The organism is Candidatus Cloacimonas sp., from assembly GCA_035403355.1.
Lineage (GTDB): Bacteria > Cloacimonadota > Cloacimonadia > Cloacimonadales > Cloacimonadaceae > Cloacimonas.
This window is the reverse complement of record DAONFA010000011.1, coordinates 17,577-36,830: the sequence shown is the minus strand read 5'-3', so window position 1 is coordinate 36,830 and position 19,254 is coordinate 17,577. Positions and strand designations below refer to the sequence as shown.

Annotated in this window: 11 protein-coding genes and 1 tRNA gene; 4 read left to right on the top strand and 8 right to left on the bottom strand. The window is 38.2% G+C overall.

What is annotated here, in order from left to right:
* Nucleotides 1-15: 15 nt before the first annotated feature.
* The 4 genes from rpmI to PLE33_04340 form a co-directional block, all read right to left on the bottom strand.
* Nucleotides 16-210, bottom strand: coding sequence for a 50S ribosomal protein L35 (gene rpmI / locus PLE33_04355; protein ID HPS60473.1), 195 nt, complete (start codon nucleotides 208-210; stop codon nucleotides 16-18).
* 89 nt (nucleotides 211-299) lie between these two features.
* Complete coding sequence (gene infC, locus PLE33_04350; protein HPS60472.1) at nucleotides 300-890, bottom strand: translation initiation factor IF-3; 591 nt, start codon at nucleotides 888-890, stop codon at nucleotides 300-302.
* Nucleotides 891-1,303: 413 nt separating this feature from the next.
* Nucleotides 1,304-1,462, bottom strand: a complete 159-nt coding sequence (locus PLE33_04345) for a hypothetical protein (protein ID HPS60471.1) — start codon at nucleotides 1,460-1,462, stop codon at nucleotides 1,304-1,306.
* A 489-nt stretch (nucleotides 1,463-1,951) separates the two neighbouring features.
* Nucleotides 1,952-2,029: transfer RNA gene (locus tag PLE33_04340), tRNA-Pro, on the bottom strand.
* A 143-nt stretch (nucleotides 2,030-2,172) separates the two neighbouring features.
* Here PLE33_04340 and PLE33_04335 point away from each other — a divergent pair.
* On the top strand, nucleotides 2,173-4,083 hold the full coding sequence (locus PLE33_04335; GenBank protein HPS60470.1) for an ABC-F family ATP-binding cassette domain-containing protein: 1,911 nt from the start codon (nucleotides 2,173-2,175) through the stop codon (nucleotides 4,081-4,083).
* Nucleotides 4,073-5,053, top strand: coding sequence for a 2-hydroxyacyl-CoA dehydratase family protein (locus PLE33_04330; GenBank protein ID HPS60469.1), 981 nt, complete (start codon nucleotides 4,073-4,075; stop codon nucleotides 5,051-5,053). The genes PLE33_04335 and PLE33_04330 overlap by 11 nt, the downstream gene beginning before the upstream one ends.
* 996 nt (nucleotides 5,054-6,049) lie before the next feature.
* Here the strand turns inward: PLE33_04330 and PLE33_04325 are convergent.
* The 4 genes from PLE33_04325 to PLE33_04310 all read right to left on the bottom strand — a co-directional run bounded on the left by PLE33_04325 (nucleotide 6,050) and on the right by PLE33_04310 (nucleotide 15,335).
* Nucleotides 6,050-9,142 carry a GNAT family N-acetyltransferase gene (locus PLE33_04325; GenBank protein ID HPS60468.1) on the bottom strand — a complete coding sequence of 1,031 codons (3,093 nt, stop codon included), beginning with the start codon at nucleotides 9,140-9,142 and terminating at the stop codon, nucleotides 6,050-6,052.
* 325 nt (nucleotides 9,143-9,467) lie between these two features.
* Entirely contained in the window at nucleotides 9,468-11,126 is a 1,659-nt protein-coding gene (locus PLE33_04320; protein HPS60467.1) for a bifunctional UDP-sugar hydrolase/5'-nucleotidase, read from the bottom strand.
* A gap of 6 nt (nucleotides 11,127-11,132) precedes the next feature.
* Nucleotides 11,133-12,560 (bottom strand): hypothetical protein, encoded by a 1,428-nt coding sequence (locus PLE33_04315; protein ID HPS60466.1) that lies wholly within the window; start codon nucleotides 12,558-12,560, stop codon nucleotides 11,133-11,135.
* A gap of 12 nt (nucleotides 12,561-12,572) precedes the next feature.
* On the bottom strand, nucleotides 12,573-15,335 hold the full coding sequence (locus tag PLE33_04310; protein ID HPS60465.1) for a helix-hairpin-helix domain-containing protein: 2,763 nt from the start codon (nucleotides 15,333-15,335) through the stop codon (nucleotides 12,573-12,575).
* 704 nt (nucleotides 15,336-16,039) lie between these two features.
* Here PLE33_04310 and PLE33_04305 point away from each other — a divergent pair.
* Nucleotides 16,040-16,831, top strand: a complete 792-nt coding sequence (locus PLE33_04305) for a hypothetical protein (protein ID HPS60464.1) — start codon at nucleotides 16,040-16,042, stop codon at nucleotides 16,829-16,831.
* A gap of 315 nt (nucleotides 16,832-17,146) precedes the next feature.
* Nucleotides 17,147-19,114, top strand: a complete 1,968-nt coding sequence (locus tag PLE33_04300; GenBank protein HPS60463.1) for a FlgD immunoglobulin-like domain containing protein — start codon at nucleotides 17,147-17,149, stop codon at nucleotides 19,112-19,114.
* Nucleotides 19,115-19,254: the final 140 nt, after the last annotated feature.

Sequence of the window (19,254 nt, the reverse complement as noted above, 5' to 3'; positions counted from 1 at the left end):
TAATCATCCTCCTTTTTATAAGCCCAACATTCTGTAGATTCTTTTTTCATCGGATTTTTTAACGATTTCACTACTGCGCAGATTGCGTTTCAGTTTAGGCGATTTTTTTGTTTTTATATGCGCACTTTTGGCATGGTGACGCACAATTTTTCCCGAGCCGGTAACCTTAAATCTTTTAGCTGCCGAACGGTTTGTTTTGAGCTTAGGCATTTTTATCTCCTTATATATTCTCTTTCCCCTCAATGGATAGCTTTCAGAGCGGAAAGGGAACTTCCGCAATGATGCTGTTTACTTTATCTCTATAAAGAATTCGGTTCCGGCTTTTCGTCCGTTGGAAGAACCGTTTCCTCAATTTTGGTATCGCTGGCTAAAATACGGTCAATATCCTTTTTAGGGGAAACTACCATAGAAAGCAGATTTCTATCCGCAACCGGTTCGCCATCAATATCTACCAGATGATTAAGGTCTTCTTTAAGCTTATCCAAAACCTTATATCCAAGTTCCTTATGAGCCAGCTGTCTGCCTCGGAAACGAATAGTAAATTTAACTTTGTTATGTTGCTTAAGGAATTTTATGGCATTGTTTTTCTTGAAGTTATAATCGTGTTCTTCAGTGTTCGGACCAAACTTGATTTCTTTCACTTCCACTTCATGCTGTCTTTTTCTTGCTTCTCTTGCCTTTTTTTCCTTCTCAAAATAATACTTGCTGAAATCTAAAATACGACAAACGGGTGGAACAGCACTGGGTGAAATTTCCACCAAATCCAAATCCATACTTTCTGCTTTACGCAGCGCTTCTTTTAGGGAAACAACCCCTATCTGCTTTCCATCAGGACCTATCAAACGAACTTTTTCAGCTGTAATCTGATTATTGATTCGCTCCTTGGGCACCACTTCATTTGTGCGTGCCTTACCTTTTTTTATCCGGATTATAAGAACCTCCTTCTTACCGGAAATGAAACAGGCGGTTTTCTCTGTTCACGAAAACCGCCTGCATCACAGTAAATACTTTTGTATTTCTTTTTATCTGATTTTAAACCTTATCAGCATAGTTAAGCCATAAGGTAGAAACAAGCAGCTTCATTTTCTAGGCCATCTTTTTGATTGCTGGTTGGATGTCAATTATTTTTTTGGGGTCGAGAGGTCAAAAGGTCTTGATGTCTTGAAGTCGAGAGGTCTTGAAGTCTAGAGGTCTTGAAGTTAATCCCCACTTCAACTTATTGAGCTATATTCAAGTTACCTAAATACTATATTTCTGTCAATTTTATCTTTGTTCCATTTTCCATTGCCAAAACTGGTGCATTTTAAAGTTCCATTTTCCATTGCCATACTTTGTACCATTTTACATAGCCAAAACTGGTGCATTTTAAAGTTCCTTTTTCATTGCCAAAACTGGTGCATTTTAAAGTTCCATCTTCCATAGCCATTCTTTGTACCATTTTCCATTGCCAAAACTGGTGCATTTTAAAGTTCCGTTTTTTATTGCCATTCTTTGTACCATTTTACATTGCCAAAACTGATGCATTTTAAAGTTCCATTTTACATTGCCAAAACTGGTGCATTTTAAAGTTCCGTTTCAATACATATAAATAGAAAGCCATTTTAAATAATTGTAATCTAAAATCCCTTAAATCCTGTTTATCCTGTTCATCCCTTACCTATTTTCTTTTGGTTGACGAGGACATCAACCCTCCTATAATTTTTATCTGCGTAATCTGCGAAATCTGCGTGAGATTTTTTCAGTGGCTTCGGTGTTTTCGGTGGCTTAATAAATAAATCCCTTAAATCCTTTTAATCCTGTTCATCCCTTACCTATTTTCTTTGGGTTGATGAGGATGTCAACCCTCCTATATTTTTTATCTGCGTAATCTGCGAAATCTGCGTGAAATCTTTATCTGCGTGAAATCTTTTATCCGTGTAATCTGTGCAATCTGTGAGAGGCAAAAAAAAACTGGTCGGGATGACAGGATTTGAACCTGCGACCACTTGAACCCCATTCAAGTACGCTAGCCGGACTGCGCTACATCCCGAACCGGTTATATACCTTAAAAATTAAGGGCATTTTTTTGACAAGCAAAAAATGAGGTTGACAGCAGAAGTGTATTCCTAAAATAGCTTTAAGCAAGTTGGAATGTTTTTTCCGGCAGAGAAAAAAGAACGGGGATAGAGAAAGTTGAGTATAATTCAGGTTATAAATGCCGGTGTGGAATTTGCCGGTAACTATGTTCTAAAAGGGATCAATTGCACTTTGGAACATAACAGCAGGATTGGACTTATTGGTTCCAACGGCAGTGGCAAAACAACTCTCATCAAATTGATGTTAGGCATAATTTCCCCAAGCGAAGGCAAGGTTTTGCAAGCCAAGAAATGCCGGATTGCGTATTTACCGCAAAATCCTGTGCTGGAAAAGGACATACTGATGGGTGATTATGTTAAAAATGCCCGTCCTGATCTGCTAAAATTACATAAGCAGATAGATGAACTAACCTTATTATTGCAAAGTAAACATACAGAAACAATTGAGAATGAGCTGAAAGTTGTCTTGGATAAGTTTCAGGCAAGCGGTGGAGATGAATTTGCCAACTCTATGAAATATGTAATTACTTCGCTTGGCTTTAGTGAAAATGATTATGCAAAACCCTTATGTTCTTTCAGCGGAGGAGAACAAACCCGCCTGTGCCTTGCCTCAATTTTGTTAATGCCTTATGATTTATTGATTTTAGATGAGCCCACAAATCATCTGGATATAGCAATGATTTCCTGGCTGGAAAGATATCTGAACTCCAGCATAGCACCTTTTTTGCTTGTTTCGCATGATCGCACTTTTCTGGATAATACCATTACTACTGTTTATCAGCTGGAAAATACGCAATTAAGCATTACCAAAGGCAATTATTCCTCTTTTGCTGAAGCCAGGGCAATAGAGCTGAAAACACAGGAAAGGCAATTTGCCAGGCAGCAAAAGTTCATCAATGAAACCGAGGATTTTATCAGTAAAAACATTGCCGGTCAGAAAACCAATATGGCTAAATCCCGTTTGAAAATGCTATCTAAAATGGAGATAATTCAAAAACCGCAGCAGGAAAAAAAAATAAAACTTAATATCCAGACAGCTGGACGCAGCGGAAATGATGTTTATACCCTTAAAGATGTTACTTTCGGTATTCCGGAAGGACCTCTTTTAGCCAAAAATGTAAATCTGCAAGTTCACTATCGGGACAAGGTTTGCATTATCGGACCAAATGGTTGCGGTAAAACAACTTTACTGAAAATTTTGCTGGAAGAACGGGAAATATTTTCCGGTTCACTTAAAATTGGAGCATCCTTAGAAATAGGATATTATGATCAACATCAGATTTTGCTGGATGAAGATTTAACCGTGATGGATACTTTATGGCAAATAGTTCCAAGTGAAACAAGGGGCTATGTATTAAGTTATTTAGCGCGCTTCGGTTTTACAGGTTTGGAAGTGGAAAAGAAGGTTGGCATCCTTAGCGGAGGTGAAAAATCGCGGTTGCTGCTTTGCACTTTAATTCATCAAAACCCAAACTTGCTCATTATGGATGAACCGACAAATCATCTGGATATTGCAATGAGTGATAGTTTGCTTGCTGCTTTGCAGAGTTATCAGGGAACCGTTATTTTTGTAAGTCACGATCGCTATTTTATCCGTCAGCTGGCTACAAAATACTGGGTGTTTCATAATGCCCTGGAAAATGAGGCAATTTACTCTACCATAAGTGAAATGGAAACAAACCTGGGAGACGCATTGAACTTGGCATTTACAATTCCCGAAGTGCCAAAAGTTAAAACAGTTATGCGAGAAAGGAAGAAGAAAATCAATCCTTGGTATCTGGAACAAATTCATAAACAGATTGAACTTGAGCAGGCAGCCATTGCTGAAAACCATAACCAAATTGAAAAAATGAACTCTGAACTGGCACTTCCTTCTACTTACAGCAATGCTATGCGGGCAAAAGAATTACGCCAGAAAATTGACTTGCTGATTAACCAAATTGAAAACAGCAAAAAAAACATTGCCGAACTGGAAACTCAATATTTGGAGCTGAGTTATGACTCCTAAACGCATCGCTTTCACTTCTTCCTTTCCGGTGGAAGTTATTTTTGCAGCAGGGCATATTCCTGTGGATCTGAATAATGTTTTTATCACCAATGATTCTTCCAAAAATGTGCAAGATGCTGAACTGAAAGGTTTTCCCCGAACTCTTTGCAGCTGGATTAAAGGAAACTATACAGCTGCCCTTTCCACTAATCCGGATTTAATTATCGGCATTGTGGAAGGGGATTGTTCCAACAGCAATTCGCTTTTGGATATGTTTACGGAGGAACATCTTCCGGTTTACCGTTTTTCCTTCCCGGCAAATAAAAATTATGAAGACCTGAATAAAGAAATTACCCGTCTGGAAGATTATTTTGGTGTTTCCCGGAAAGAGACATTAAAGGCAAAAAAACGCCTGGATGAAATTCGCCGGAAGCTTATCATTTTGGATGAATGGACCTGGAATGAACGCCTCGTCAGCGGACTGGAAAATCACTTCTGGCTGGTCAATTCTTCCGATTTTATGGGCAATCCGGATCGCTACGAAAACGAATTGGACGCCTTTTTAACGAAAGCTAAAAAACGAGACCCTTTGCCTGCAAAATTGCGTTTGGCTTATTTAGGTGTGCCCCCCATTTATAAAAACATCTACGAAACCATTATAGAATTGGGTGGAGATGTCCTTTTCAACGAAGTGCAACGCCAATTTTCTATGCCTTATCTGCTTCCGGATATTGTTTCTCAATATCTGGCTTATACTTATCCTTACAGCGTTTTTGACCGTTTGCAGGATATTAAACGGGAACTGGAAAAACGCCAAATTGAAGCAGTTATCAGCTATACCCAAAGCTTTTGCCATCTTCAGCTGGATAACATGCTCTTACGAAAACATATAGACCTGCCTTTTTTAACCCTGGAAGGAGATCAACCGGACGATATAGATGCCCGAACTTTGCTGCGTCTGGAAAGCTTTTTTGAAGTTCACAGTAAATAAGAATAATAGGTATGGGATGAACAGGATTATGGGGATTTACAGGATTTTTTAGGATAATAAATTTTAAGTTGAGAGGGTTTAGAGGGTTTAGAGGGTTGAGAAGGTGGATAATAGTTAATAACGGAGGGTTGACCTCCCGGTCAACCACCTCTTATCCTTTTTTTCTATTCTGAAGGATATGCGTTACCAAAAGTCCTGGCTACCAATTAAAGACGAGAAAATCGTTCTTACGGACTGTCCAAAATTTTCTCAATAAACTCCGATATGACTCCCGTATCGTTCTCATATCGCGATATGGGAACGATACGGGAATCTCATTAGCCGCATAGCGCCAAAAAACAGGAATTGCTAAACAACTAATTTGAGGTGGAAAATGAGTAAATTTTCCAGATGGTGGTTTTTTGGTTGATGGTGTGGTTGTTCTTTGCCGGGTTGATATTGGGGAATTGATTGTTGGATTGGAAGGGTGCGTGCTTTTTGTTTTAACTCACAATTTTTCGGATTTCAGACCAGTTAAAAAGTGGTTGTAAGTGCAAAAGATTGTGGGGTGTGGGGACATTGAAGGCAGGTGAAAATTGTAAGTCAAAACTCCCCACCGCGGTTGTAAGTGCAGTTAATTGTGGGGTGAGGGGACATTGAAGGCAGGTGAAAATTGTAAGTCAAAACTCCCAACCGCGGTTGTAAGTGCAGTTAATTGTGGGGTGTGGGGACATTGAAGGCAGGTGAAAATTGTAGGTCAAAACTCCCCGCATTTTACATCGTGAATTTATCGAGAGGTTGACCAGGAGGTCAACCTTCCGGAAATAAATTTTAGGTGGTGGTGGTAAATGAGGTCAACCATCCGGAAATAAATTTTAGGTGGTGGTGGTAAAGGAGGTCAACCTTCCGATATTAAACCCTCTCAACTTTCTCAACCCTCTCAACCTTCAATATTCTATTCCTAAAAAATCCTGTAAATCCCCATAATCCTGTTCATCCCATACCTATTAACAAAATTTAGCTGCCGAAAATCACCGGAAACTGCAGGTCCCGTAACTGATTGAGCCATTCACTCTGATACAGAACATCCGCAATCAAAATAAATATCGGTTCTGTTCTTGCCGGGGTTTGAGTAACCATTTCAGTATAAATATTAGTATCTAAAACTGCTACAGAAGGGTCCATATACAACCATCCGGTAGCAAATTTGCTTAACTTAAACAATTGCAAATAATTTTCGCTATCCGATATCTGCATTGCTAATGTCTTGTAGTCCAAACTCATATCGTCCCGTTCGTTTGTCTGAGTAATCATTTGCCAGGTCTTATCTTCCTGCTGGATATAGAATAAGCCGTCTCTTTCACCCTGTTGATGTTTCCTGTGGAAACTAAAATTAAAGGCATGGAAGCTTGCAATTCCCTGGGCATTAACAACCTCGGCAAAAATTGCCAGCACCGGAACTCCTGGTCTCAAAAGATAATACTGTTTATAAATATAACCTTTTAGCGGTGCAAATTTTTCTATGGTGGTAGTGATGGTAATCCCCTGCCAGCAATTTTCAAAGTTATCTTTCAGTGAAATGAAATCTGCTTTATGGTTTTCTAATTTTAAAACCTCTGCGCCAACACGGTAAGGTCTAATAAAAATCCCTCCCGGAAAAGGATTAAAAACCGACCGGGGCAGGAAATCAGGATAACTGTTTTCCAGCCATTCAGTTCCTTTATATTGCAAAGAAATCAGGCAGGGAATTAGAGAATCCCTGGCAGAAGTGATTTGTAAACAGCCATTATCAGCAGTAAGCAGGTTATCTTTTTCCTGAAAACAGACCTCACCTTCCGCAAAGAAGATAAGCTGTTTTTTCTCCACAAGAGTATAATATAATTCAACTTGGCAAATTAGCAATTCCAACGGTTTATTGGTTTTTTGTTGCAATTCCCAGCTGCATTTACTATCTCCTAAAGCATTTTTGGGCATTTTTTGAGGTTGGGAATCATTTAAGCAACTGGAAAGTAAATTAAAACTCCCCGCTGGTTCAATATCCAGAATTTGGTTCATTTCTACCGTGCAAGGTATTGTTACAAAGGGATTTCCTTTATTGGCAATTAAATTTAAGGGAGGATAGATAACTTGGGGAATTTTTCTACCTAAAGCAAGATTCCGAACCTGCCAGGGAGAAAGAAAAACATTTTGATAGAACTGAATTGGAGAGGAAATATTGTTGCCGTTTCGGACAAGTTCACTTAAGTTTAATTCCCAACAAAAATAGTATCTTTCCGGTTTGAGAGTTAAATTTGGTTGCCAAATTAGTGCCTGAGTATAATTTGAACCTTGCAAAAACAGCCAGTTTTCGCTAAAGCCATCCGCCGGAAAATTACTTTCATAAACATCCGGCAAATCATTCCCAACCTGATATAATCTGCCTTTATAAGCAAAGCCAAGGTTGTATTGGGAAGGATAAAACTTTATTTTTAACCAACTCTCCTCTGCGGTTTCAGGAAGGGCATAAACGGTAACAAAATATTCTACTAAGCCACTGTCATACAAACGATAAACAAATCCAAAATCAAGAGATGGAAAATCCGGAGGACGAAATTTCAAAATTGCCTGAATGGCATTTTCCGTTTGTTCAATAATTGTTTCATAAGGCAATTCACTTTCCAATTCTTCGGAATAGGGCTTACCCGGTTCAGGTGTAATAAACTGAATATAACTTGTGCTGATATTTGTTAAAGTGGCAAAGTTACGCTGACCGATTTTAGAAATATAGAGACAATTATTTCCGTTCATTAGTTGCAGGAGTTCAGAGGAATCAATGCCATCTTTAGAGCCAAGCATTTGAAAACAATAATGGCAACTGGTGGTAAATTGCATTTCCTTATCGCCTACAGGTTTGGCAGTAATTTGGAGACAAGGATTATAAATTATGCCCTTGGTTAAACAAAAATCAAGTTCTATAAAACTTCGCTCATCGGCATTTAAAGTGATGTCAAAACTGCTTTGGCTAAGCTGCAAACGCTCATCAACAGGAAATTTTAGGTGATAAGAACAAGTTACCGCAAAATGGTTGTGGACATTTAAATACATTTTATAATTACGATTAGGAAGAAAAACACTATCCACAGCACGCAATTCAGCCATTAAGGGAAACTGGATTTTTAAGCCGGTTTTAAAAGTTATTTCTTTACCTTCAATATTAAAACGGGTATTAACAGTAGGGCTTGTTTCCCATTCAGATATTTCCCGCAATAAAGGTTTCAGGTAAAAAGTGGAATCTAATTCCCTCTTGTCGCTTAACTCTATTTCCTGCTGATAATTGTAATCAACAAGAGCATCATTCTCACCCTGCAAAGAAATACTTAACGGTGTTTCCTGATAATTTTCCAGAGTGTAATGAATAGGATAATTTAAGCCAAAAACCGGCTTGGCATTTGGCACCTCTACCTTGAATGAAAAATCAGGGGTTTTGAGTGAAACAATGCCTCTACCAAAACGCTCAAAAGTAACTTCTATCCGCTTTCCCTCTTTTTCCCAAAGATAATCATAGAAATCAAAGCCATTTTCAGTTCTACCATCCGGCTCTATTTTCAGTTCTCTAATAAGGTTCTTATACCAATCAAAATTGTTCCAATATGGCTTTAAGAGATCATTATTTAGCAATCCGGGAAGAAAATTCATCAGATGCGTTGCCTGACTATCCATTCTTTCCCAGAAAAAACCGCATTTTTTATAAAGAGGAACTGCTTTTAAATTGGCAGGCCAGGTAAATAAATCAATGCGTTCATAGCCAAGTTCCGCAGCCCGTAAGATACATTTCTGAACTAATTCCCTGCCAATACCCTTTCCCTGATAAGAAGGTAAAACGGAAAGCATTTCAATATAGGCAACTCCTTTTTCTTCAGGATATCTGGTTAATTTTACATAACCGACAACTTTTTCACTTTCCACTGCCAAATACAAATTCAGATATTTAGTGCCGGATTCCTGCTGTAAAACCTTTTCTTCCGTGCTGTTAAAAACTCTGCCATTCCAACCGTCACTGCTGTTATTCCACATTTCAGCTATGGCTTGGGCATAAATAGAATCATATTCAACTATGCTAATTTGAAACACTAAAACTCCAATAAAAAATGATGACTGTAGAAGGAATATAAGGAATAACCGGCTTAAACCTATTCTCTATCTTCTATCTTTCTTTGCAGGGTTCTTTTTTTAGGGAAAAGCCCTATCCACTTTTACCAATTAAGGACTAAAGATAACTTTAGCGGTATATAGGTTACAAATGTAGTCGGAGCTCTCATTAGCTCAGCTTTTTATTCTTGCGGAGGAAAGGCATCCTCCATCTTCACATCTAAATCCTCAAAATCCTATAATCCTTAAATCCTTGTTTCTTAAAAATCATATCTGTGATATCTGTGTAATCTGTGAGAGGTTATATTTATTGCAGCATTTCCGGAGAGGGCTTGGCATTATCTCTGCGTACCCAGCGATCATCTATTTTCGTCATAATCGGGCTATGTTTCTGGAAATAGTGCACAATAGCGTCCCGCAAATTGATTTGATTATTGGTTATATCTTCCTGGGGCACTTGAATTAACATAGTTAAACCCGCATTACCTTGCATAATAAAATCCGTTGTAGCTACGGTATATATTTTATTGGGATCCCAAGGTTCTCCTCCGATTTCAAAATGAACTACCCGGTCAAAATTCTCTCTCTTCTTAGAATAGACAACTTTGCCACCGGAGATAATTAAACCGTGCCTTGAACCCTCAACACGGGTCTCAATTATTTTGCGTAAAAATTCTCCGTTACAACGGAAAGTAACTAACATATTATCAAAGGGCATCACTTCAAAGATATCTCTGTAGGTAACAGGACCGGCTTTAATATCGGCGCGCACTCCACCCAGATTCAGAAAAGCAAAATCCGCACCGACTTCTGTGCGCATAGCATCTACAATCGTGTTTCCAATTAAGGATTGAGCATCTACATTAGTTCTGGATAAATAACTGCCTGCATAGCCAACAACTTCATCCATTCCTTCTTCTGCAATAGCAACCTGCTCAGCAATCATCCCTCCGATTTCTTCATCGGGAATAAATTCATCCTCAAACAGGGTAACCATACTGCCTTCACGAATAGCAGGAACTTCATAACCGCTTACAGTTTTGGTTTCGGGGTCAATTTTCAGGGTTATCCATCCCAAATTGGAACCGTAAGCATAACCTTGAATAACCATTGTATGAGTGTATGGGTCAATCCAAGGAGTTGGAATTCCCTTATGCATATGGCCACCGATGAAGATATCAATACCCTCAACTTCGCGAGCTATTTCTTGAGCATCATATCCCCAAACGGCATATCTTTCACTCTCCAGAGGATTTCCCTGAGCATCATAACGAGTTAGATAAGTAGGAATAATATCATAAGGTAAACCAGCATGCCCAAGGACAATAACAATATCCACCTTTTCCTCATTGCGGAGGATTTTTACATATTTATCCACCACTTCTTTTTCGGAAAGGAATTTGATATTTTTGATGTTTTCCGGAAAGCTCATCTTTTCGGTATCGGTTGTAGTAAAACCCAAAATCCCTATTTTTATACCCAAACGCTCTACTACAATATAGGGTTTGGCATAACTTGGTATTTCCCCTGTTCTCTTATCTATAATATTACAAGATAGAATGGGAAATTGAGCTAACTGCAAGGTCTCTATCAGTTTCTCTTCGGCAATATCATATTCGTGATTGCCAATGGTCATTGCATCGTAGCCAATGGCATTCATAAATTCAACTACTGCTTTTCCGTTAGTTATGGTTCCTACAGGACGTCCCTGAAAAATATCCCCGGCATCCAATAGTAAATTATCTCTACTATCATTTGCCAGAGAACGAATATGCTTAATTAAAGTAGCGGCGGAACCTCCTCCTCCCAGTAGAGGTGGAAAATCCGGATTCATAAAAGTTGCCTCGGAACGGTCTATGCCACCATGCATATCGTTAGAAAAAATGAGGTCAACGCGCAGGTCTTCCGCTTCTGCCATTGTGCAGAACAGAATTCCTGCCAAAAGGAAAGTAATTATGCGTTTCATAGTTTTTTACCAGGTAAAATTAAGTCCGGCATTGAGAGTAATATTGTTTTCCCGCACTTTATCAGGATTTTCCCAACCCCTGTCTGCAAGGGTTATATGGGAATTGGGCCATAAAACATAAGTGGAAGAACCGGTATAGATTTTATCGTTATAATAGGTATCGGTAAACATATCCAGGGCTTCATATTCTCGCCAGGTATAGCCAATACCGAGGTCCAGTTTCAAGTTATCCATAATCTTGATACTGCTGCCTCCTGTTAGCATTGGCGTTAATATTTTAGAGGTATGATATAAAGTAACTGGATGATTGTTTTCATCTGTTCCTTCTTCAGTAGTGAAATACCAGTTATTTACAGCTTGAAAACCAAGACGCAAAGGCAAAAAGTTTACTACCTGATGTTCCACACCGGCATAGAAATTAAATATATCATCGTAACGCTTATTAATTTCGCTATAGGCAACATACTCTATATCCATATTAAATTCTGTGCGTATAACATTGCGAGGAGTATATACAAAACCGAATCTAACTTGCGAGGGTAATTTATAGTCCTCGGTAACATTAATATAGGTGCTATCCATAGCTGTATTAAGATAAGCATCCCTTTTGTAATATTCAGTTCCTTTCTTATCTAAAGTGGTTCCGGGAGTAAAAGTTGCCGCCAAACCAATTCGTGTTCCCAAAAGAGCTGAAGCACCAATTTTGAATTGCTCACCACTTAACTCATAGTCATTAATGGCAGTTAACTCCGGAAGATGATATTCCCCTATCTGACTGATAGACCAATCGGTCCAGCGAATGGTCTTTTCCTGATTTATATCGCCATTCAGCAAAGCATATTCAATACCCAAATTCAGGTCTATAACATCGCTTAAGCCATAAGCAAAGGAAGTTACAAAGGCGGTCTTATTTAAAGAGCCCTCATTATCTATTTTGTTTACAGCAATCTTTTCGGGATAAACATCGTTATCGGTATTACGGTTATTGCGAACTTCTTCCTCATAATTGGCATCAAAACTGGAAACCGGTTTATAATAGAAACCCAAACCAACGCCCCATTTTTTAAAACGGTGGGCATAAAATCCAGCAGGTGCATAATTATCAAAGGTATTGATATTGGAAGAATACACAGAATCGTCTATATAGTTATCAAAGGAATTATACAAGGGAATACTGCGATTATCCTCATTCCGATTCAGGTAAGTATTAACGGAAAAACCAAGGGTTTTACGCATCAAAGTTAAATTGGCAGGATTATCAGCTATTCCTAAAGCACCTTTGCTATTAAATAAACCAGCTCCACCCATAGCAAAGCTGCGAGCATCAATAGTGGAAAAAGGATTGCCGAAATAGGTATCGGTAACGCTCCAGGCAGAAAGTGCTGAAGCAAGAATTAACATACATATTAGTATTAGGGATTTGTTAGATAACATTATTCCTCCACATTAGTAACGGTAGTCAATGCTTAAGCGAATTGTATTTTCGCTGTGTTCAACTCTTTGAAAATTTACCGGATCATCCAGCAAAGTGGAATCATCCGAAATATTATAATTACGGATATTAATTTCCTTATCCTGATAGGTTTTATTCTTGAATTTCAAATTCAGATACATATTTTGAGAAATGCGGCTGGTGAAAGCAACCCATGCCTTAGAACCCTTCTCGCCCATAAAATCAATTTCCATATCTTCCCAATCCCAATGCGAAATACCATGCCCAAACCAATACAGAAAAGAACCCTGCATTTTAAGTGATTTATTGAAATAGTGAGTATAGTTTACGGCAATATAGTCACCAATCATCAGGGTTTGCGATGCAGCCATAGAATTTTCACCTTCCACAGCAGGATAAGTTAAAGATGTATAAGGTGGGTTCCATACAGTATTATAACGGTATTCCAGTTCAAAGAAATCACGGTTGGAAAGAAAAGACCTTACCGCTAAAGTATATTCATTGGTCTTGGAAACACCGCGTTCAGCATCATCGTCATAACGATTAACCTGATTTTTATATCGCAAACGCAAAGCCAGCTGATAGAGAGGACGAAATTCCAGTTCACTTTGAAATCTGGCACTTCTGCGTCCGTCCGTTAAACGTTCCCAAAGGTCTATGTAGCTTCTGCCGATTGTAAAATATCTATTAAATTTGTAACGGGTTTCAAAATAGACCCCGCGTTCGGGTTGGGACTGATTGGAATTCTGATATAGGTCTGCAATTGTAGGATTGGTTAAAGCATAAATATTCTTTTCCAGAATAGTATCTTCAAAACGCTGATGCTCTGAAAAACTGTTGCTGTAAGGATTATCAAAAGCCACATCGTAATTGCGGAACAGAGTAATAAAATAAAGGTTTTCGTATAGAGTATGAGCCGAAACAAGATACGCCTTAGGGTCATCTCCCAGCTTTAAATCTTCCCCGTCAACAGAAAGTTCCGCATATTCTCCCTGAATAGAAGTATTGCCAATCACAGTTTGAGCATCAAAACCAATAACTCTTCTATAATCACGCGTGTATTTATCGGTCTGAGTGCTATAGAGATTACTAATTTCAGCATTCATATTTTTAACCAGTTTGGAATAATAATAGGAATCTCTTAAAAGGGTCTGCAATAAGTTATTATAGGTAGGAACAACAAAATAGGCATCATCATAAATAGCTGTATAAGTAGTAAACCCAAGCTTGGTTCCCAAAAAAGGATTCACCTGCAAATGAGTTCCCCATAATTTCTCCTGCACTATATCCTTACGCGCAGCAAGATTAATATAATTCATCGCATAAGGCATTCCGGCAGAAATCTCACTGTTAAAATATTGTTCCGCTTCCAGCATTGTATCATCATCGTAACGCAAAGTGGGATTGACTAAGGAAAAGACCTTGGTCTTATCTCCCTGAACAGCATTGCCATTTTCATAATTATAAACTGCCTGTCCGTTTACATCCACATAATATTGATGCCCGTAATTTACAGAAAGCGTATCTCTATCGGTATAAATATCATTTCCATATTCATCCCGCATAACGGCATTTCCATATTTATCTACATAAGTAAGGGCATCTTTATCATCCACGGAAGCAAAAGCGGTAACTCCAAAAAGAGGGGTTGTATATTCTACTGCTCCACCTCTTAAAGAATTTTCCTGCGTTCTGGAAAGGTCAGGGGTTATTCCCAATATTCTTTTACTGAAACCAAAACCGGTTTTACGAGCACTGTAATAATCAGTATTTTCCATCACCAAGCCCTCACCAAAAGTTGCACGATAATTTCCTGCGTAAACCTTCAAACGGGAATTATACAAGCCCGGCATATTGTTATTTTCATAACCGGCATACCATTTGGAATCGGCTAAAATATCCTCCGCCTGCGAATTCAGTAAATCCTCTTCCCCTTTGGCTTTGTAATTCATAAAACCCAGCTTGTAATTATTTCCGTAACGCATTCTCAACTTAAGCATAATATCCGGGTCAAGTTCATCCAAACCAAAATAACCCCAATAGGAATTGGTTTTCAGATGGGGAACGATAACATTGGCAGCATTATAATCGTTACGCAGAAAACTCTCATGCAGCATATCATACTGCCCTTCTTCAAAATAGCGCGTATAATATAAAAGCGAAGCATCACACATTAATCTGTTCTTCACCGGTGGTTCTTTATAATATACATAACTGCGCAAGTTTGTATAACCATAATAGGAAAGGCCTGTAGAATTGCGTAAATCCCTTGTATCGGCAATAGTATCGCCCTGGGCAATTCTTTTTAAAACAGCTACAGCATCAATTCCAGAAACATTGGGAAAACTCATCAAATCGTCAAAGAGCATTTTGTTCACATTCTGAGGGGTCATTAAATAATCTTCCCAAACATCTGCCATTCCTTCTGAAGCACCTTCATTGCTGTCAACACGCTCCATTAAATCCCTGATTTCTTCTCTGCGGACTGCTGCTTCATCCGTTTCTACAAAGATAGAAACCACCGCCATTTGTTTTAAACGATCCAGAGTTTCCTGATCAATGGAAGGAATCTGCTTAAGTTCATAGATATCATCAAATATCTTCACAAATTCCCGATATTCATAGATATCTTTTGCCTGTTTCTCTGTGATGGGCAACTGCATTAATTCAGCTAAAGATGCTGTATTTAAATCCACCTTGGCTGCTAAAACAGATAACCCCGCCAGAACAAAGAGCATTAATAAAAACTTCTTCATCGCTTTACCTTATAAGTTTTATACTTTTTGAAACTTTGTTTTTTAGCATAGATAGCCATATTAAGAATAGCCATAATTCTGTCCAGTTTTTTTTGCATTGCTTTCTCTGAGCTGTTTTTTATCCTCACTGTTGATATTGCTATCAATCTCAAACTTTTTTTTAGTTTTTTTCAAGAAGGATAGCTAAATTGTTGATTATTTACAGGACGAAAAATCTGAAAAGCTGATATATTTTAAGCTCTAATAAGTCAGCAGAATAAATTATCCGGTCTATACAATAGATGGGTTGCCGAGCTAATATTCAACAATCCGTATGCTGAATACATTGTTTCTATTACATTATAAGAGTTTATCAGAATATATATTGAGCAGCTGACATCATTTACATAGATAAAAATCATAAAGGGAAGAAAAAAATCCTGCCGTTCTCGGTCTATTGGTTTGTCAAATTGAAAAATATTATAGAGGTAGAACTATCATTCCGATAAGGTCTTGGGATTTTATTTTATAAAAAGTCCTTTTTTTCCTATTTTTTGCTTGACAAAGATAGTAGAGTGATTTACTTTATATTTAGGTAAAGTAGAGTAGTAGAATGGAAAAGCGTAAAAATATACTAAGTTTATTAAACACACTCTGTTATAATAGAGTGTTAATGATTTGTTTATCGGTTTTAATAAGAAAGTCACTTAATCCGGGAGGATAAAATGCAAAAGAAATTTTTCGTTTTTTTAGTCGCTTTAGTTTGGGCTTTTAGTTTAGCTGGAGCATCAATTTCTTTAAGCCATGTAGGAATTAAAGGCCCGAGTAGTAATCCTGTAATTCCAGGACAAACTGTATATGTAAAAGTAGATTATTCTCTCACGGATTTTGATGAGGAATTTGGTTCAGTAGATGGTGTTTGTGTCTCTACCTCTACTTCAGGTCCTTTTGATAAAGCACGAATTTATTGGTACGAAAGTACTGATGGAAGCGGAAATCCTCTATCTTACACTGATGCTACTGCTTCTCGTATTGAGAGAAGTGGAATAGAAAATTCCGTTACTTATATTGATTCAGTTTCTATTTCATTACCAACTCCTACAGGTGCTGCTGAAGACGCTAATAGCTTTAAAATCAGGGTTAGAGTGTATGGTGATGATGGAGATGCAAATACTATAACATCCAGTTTAGTAACATCTACTGGTTATTTTACTGGATACAGTGCCTATCTTCAAATAAATACTAATACTGTACCTTATGCTACAAATGTTAAAATTACTAATCCGGAATATGCTAAGGTGGGACAAACCATTGAAGGATCTTATGCTTATCACGATAACGAAAGTAATCCAGAAAGCGGAACCACTTTTCGTTGGTTAAAAAGTGACAGTCAATCAGGAACCTATACTGCGATAAGTGGAGCAACAAGCACATCTTATACAGTTGTTCAAAATGATTTAGGCAAATATCTGAAATTTGAAGTTACTCCTAAAAATGCAGTAGAACCGGGAACCTGAACTGCCGTTCTAAGTGATCCAACAGGTCAAGTTACAGAGGCTCCTTCACTTGAATTTTATGCCTCTTATAAAACAATTACAGAAACTGCAGCTAACGATGGATCTGTTAGTTCTGATACATACATTAGGATAGATGCTATTAATACTTCTTTTGATCCGGAAATTACTATCTCAGATTTATCAGCGCAAAATCTGCCTACAGGTCTTCAAATAGCAAGTGTAACTTGTGATAATGTTTCCTATATTAAAGTTTATCTTTCCGGAAATGCCACTTATCACGAATATGCAGCAAATGTAAGTAATGTTAAAATTACAGTGGATGATGCGAAATTGGTTGGGGTTGCAGGAGATAAACAGACCACTAACAGTTGCACTATTAATTTTACCAATAATCCTCCCAGCGGCTTAGCGATAGCTGATGTTGGCAATAGCTATGTTAAAATAACTTGGAATAATCCAGCTGGACTTCTTCCTATAGATAGTAAATTGGATTATTTTAATATCCTTCGCAATGGAACCAATATTGGAAGTATCTATCTTGATAAAGGTAAGGGCACTTATAATTATACAGATACCGGTATCGATTTGATCAATGGAACTCACTATCGATATGAAGTTCAGGCATTTTATGATAATGCCGAGCATGAAGATAATCCAACAAGCACAGTTCTAAAAGCAACGCCACTTGCAATAACTGCATTTTATTTCAGTAATCCCCCTGCAACCGGAACAATTGATCATACACATAAGACCATCAAAGTAGCTGTCCCTAATGGAACAGATAGAACTGCTTTAATAGCTAATTTTACAGCAACCGGAGCAATTGTAAAGGTTGGAACGACTACTCAGACAAGTGGCACAACTGCGAATGATTTCACTGACCCTGTAACCTATATTTTAACTACCAGTAATGACGCTTCTACTTGTTCGTATGTAGTAACGGTAAATGAGAACCTAGCTACACCCGTAACTGAAGATGGAACTAAAACAACTTCCAGTATTCAGGCAAAGTGGGGTGTGGTTTCAGGAGCAGTAAGTTATTTACTGGATGTTTCCACTAACAGCAGTTTTTCCAGTTTCCTTCCCGGTTATCAAGATAAGAGTTTAACTTCTACCTCTTGCATTGTTAATGGCTTAAACTATAATACAGCATATTATTATCGGGTAAAGGCAGTTGCCAATGACCAGTATTTTAACAGCGAATATTCTACAACTCAAGAAGTAACGACTGAAAGTGTTTCCTCTGGCGAGGGCAGCACAGAAATCAATAGCAGCGAGGAAACAACAATAAATGTGGGAAATTATCCTGTCGGAGAAGATAATGTTACTCCTACAGTGAAAGTGCATCCTGCCAATTTTAGTCCTTCTGACAATGATATCATTACTGTATCTATGAGTTATGGAACTACTCCTGAGGGTTTGCAGTATAACCTTGCCTTTGATAACCCTACTATTGGCATTGGAACTTTTATTCTTTCCTACAGCGGATTGAGCGACTATACTCCCACGGATGTTGGTTATCGTTTGAATGGAGGTGAATTACAAAGTGTAGGACCAGGCGGTATAAACCCTTCAGACCAGACAGTTACTTTTGTGATGAGCAGTTTAAGCAAAGGCAGCAAAGAAGCTTATACGCTGCAAATTGTTCTTAATGATGAAAGTGGTCAGACCTTGCCTGTTGTTCTTTCATCTTTTACCGCTACTTTAATGGTTCAAGGCAAAGTTCGTTTGGATTGGGTAACTCAATCCGAAACCAATCTTTCAGGATTTCGGGTTTTGCGTAATACGGTTGCTGAAGTTTCTACAGCTACCTCTGTAAGCAATCTAATTGCAGCAGCGAATACTTCCTCAACGGTTGTTTATTCATTTATAGACAGCGAAGTTCCGGGTAATGGCATTTACTATTACTGGTTGCAAATGGAAGATTTGGATGGGGGTATATCCTATTCTGCTGCTTTAGCCGTTCAAGTGACTAATGGTGCAAACCCCGATACAGAGATACCTAAAATAACTGCTTTGCAGAAACCTTTCCCCAATCCCTTCAATCCAGATGTTACTATTCCTTTTGATCTTGCCGTAGAGGGCAAAGTAACTATCACTATTTATAATTTGAAAGGTCAATTGATCAGAGACCTTTTGAACGAGAATTATAAAGCAGCATCTCATCGTATCGTTTGGAATGGCAAAGATAATGAAGGGCATTATGTTTCTACCGGAACTTATGTAATTCAGATGAATGCTCCTGGTTATAATTTAGCGCGTAAAATCTCCCTGCTTAAATAAAAACATTCATCTCCTTGTTTAATTGGTGCGTATCTTTAAGGTACGCACTTTTTTTTATCCCAAACGATGCAGATGGGGCTAATTAATTGGCTGCTTCCAAATTACCACTTTATCCTTCCCGGAAGGTTGACCTCCCGGTC

Excerpts from the sequence above, each read along its gene's own strand:
- PLE33_04330 (HPS60469.1), top strand. The coding sequence starts at position 4,073 with ATGACTCCTAAACGCATCGCTTTCACTTCTTCCTTTCCGGTGGAAGTT.
- PLE33_04320 (HPS60467.1), bottom strand. The coding sequence starts at position 11,126 with ATGAAACGCATAATTACTTTCCTTTTGGCAGGAATTCTGTTCTGCACA.
- PLE33_04315 (HPS60466.1), bottom strand. The coding sequence starts at position 12,560 with ATGTTATCTAACAAATCCCTAATACTAATATGTATGTTAATTCTTGCT.
- PLE33_04305 (HPS60464.1), top strand. The coding sequence starts at position 16,040 with ATGCAAAAGAAATTTTTCGTTTTTTTAGTCGCTTTAGTTTGGGCTTTT.
- PLE33_04345 (HPS60471.1), bottom strand. The coding sequence starts at position 1,462 with ATGCACCAGTTTTGGCAATGGAAAATGGTACAAAGAATGGCTATGGAA.
- rpmI (HPS60473.1), bottom strand. The coding sequence starts at position 210 with ATGCCTAAGCTCAAAACAAACCGTTCGGCAGCTAAAAGATTTAAGGTT.
- PLE33_04310 (HPS60465.1), bottom strand. The coding sequence starts at position 15,335 with ATGAAGAAGTTTTTATTAATGCTCTTTGTTCTGGCGGGGTTATCTGTT.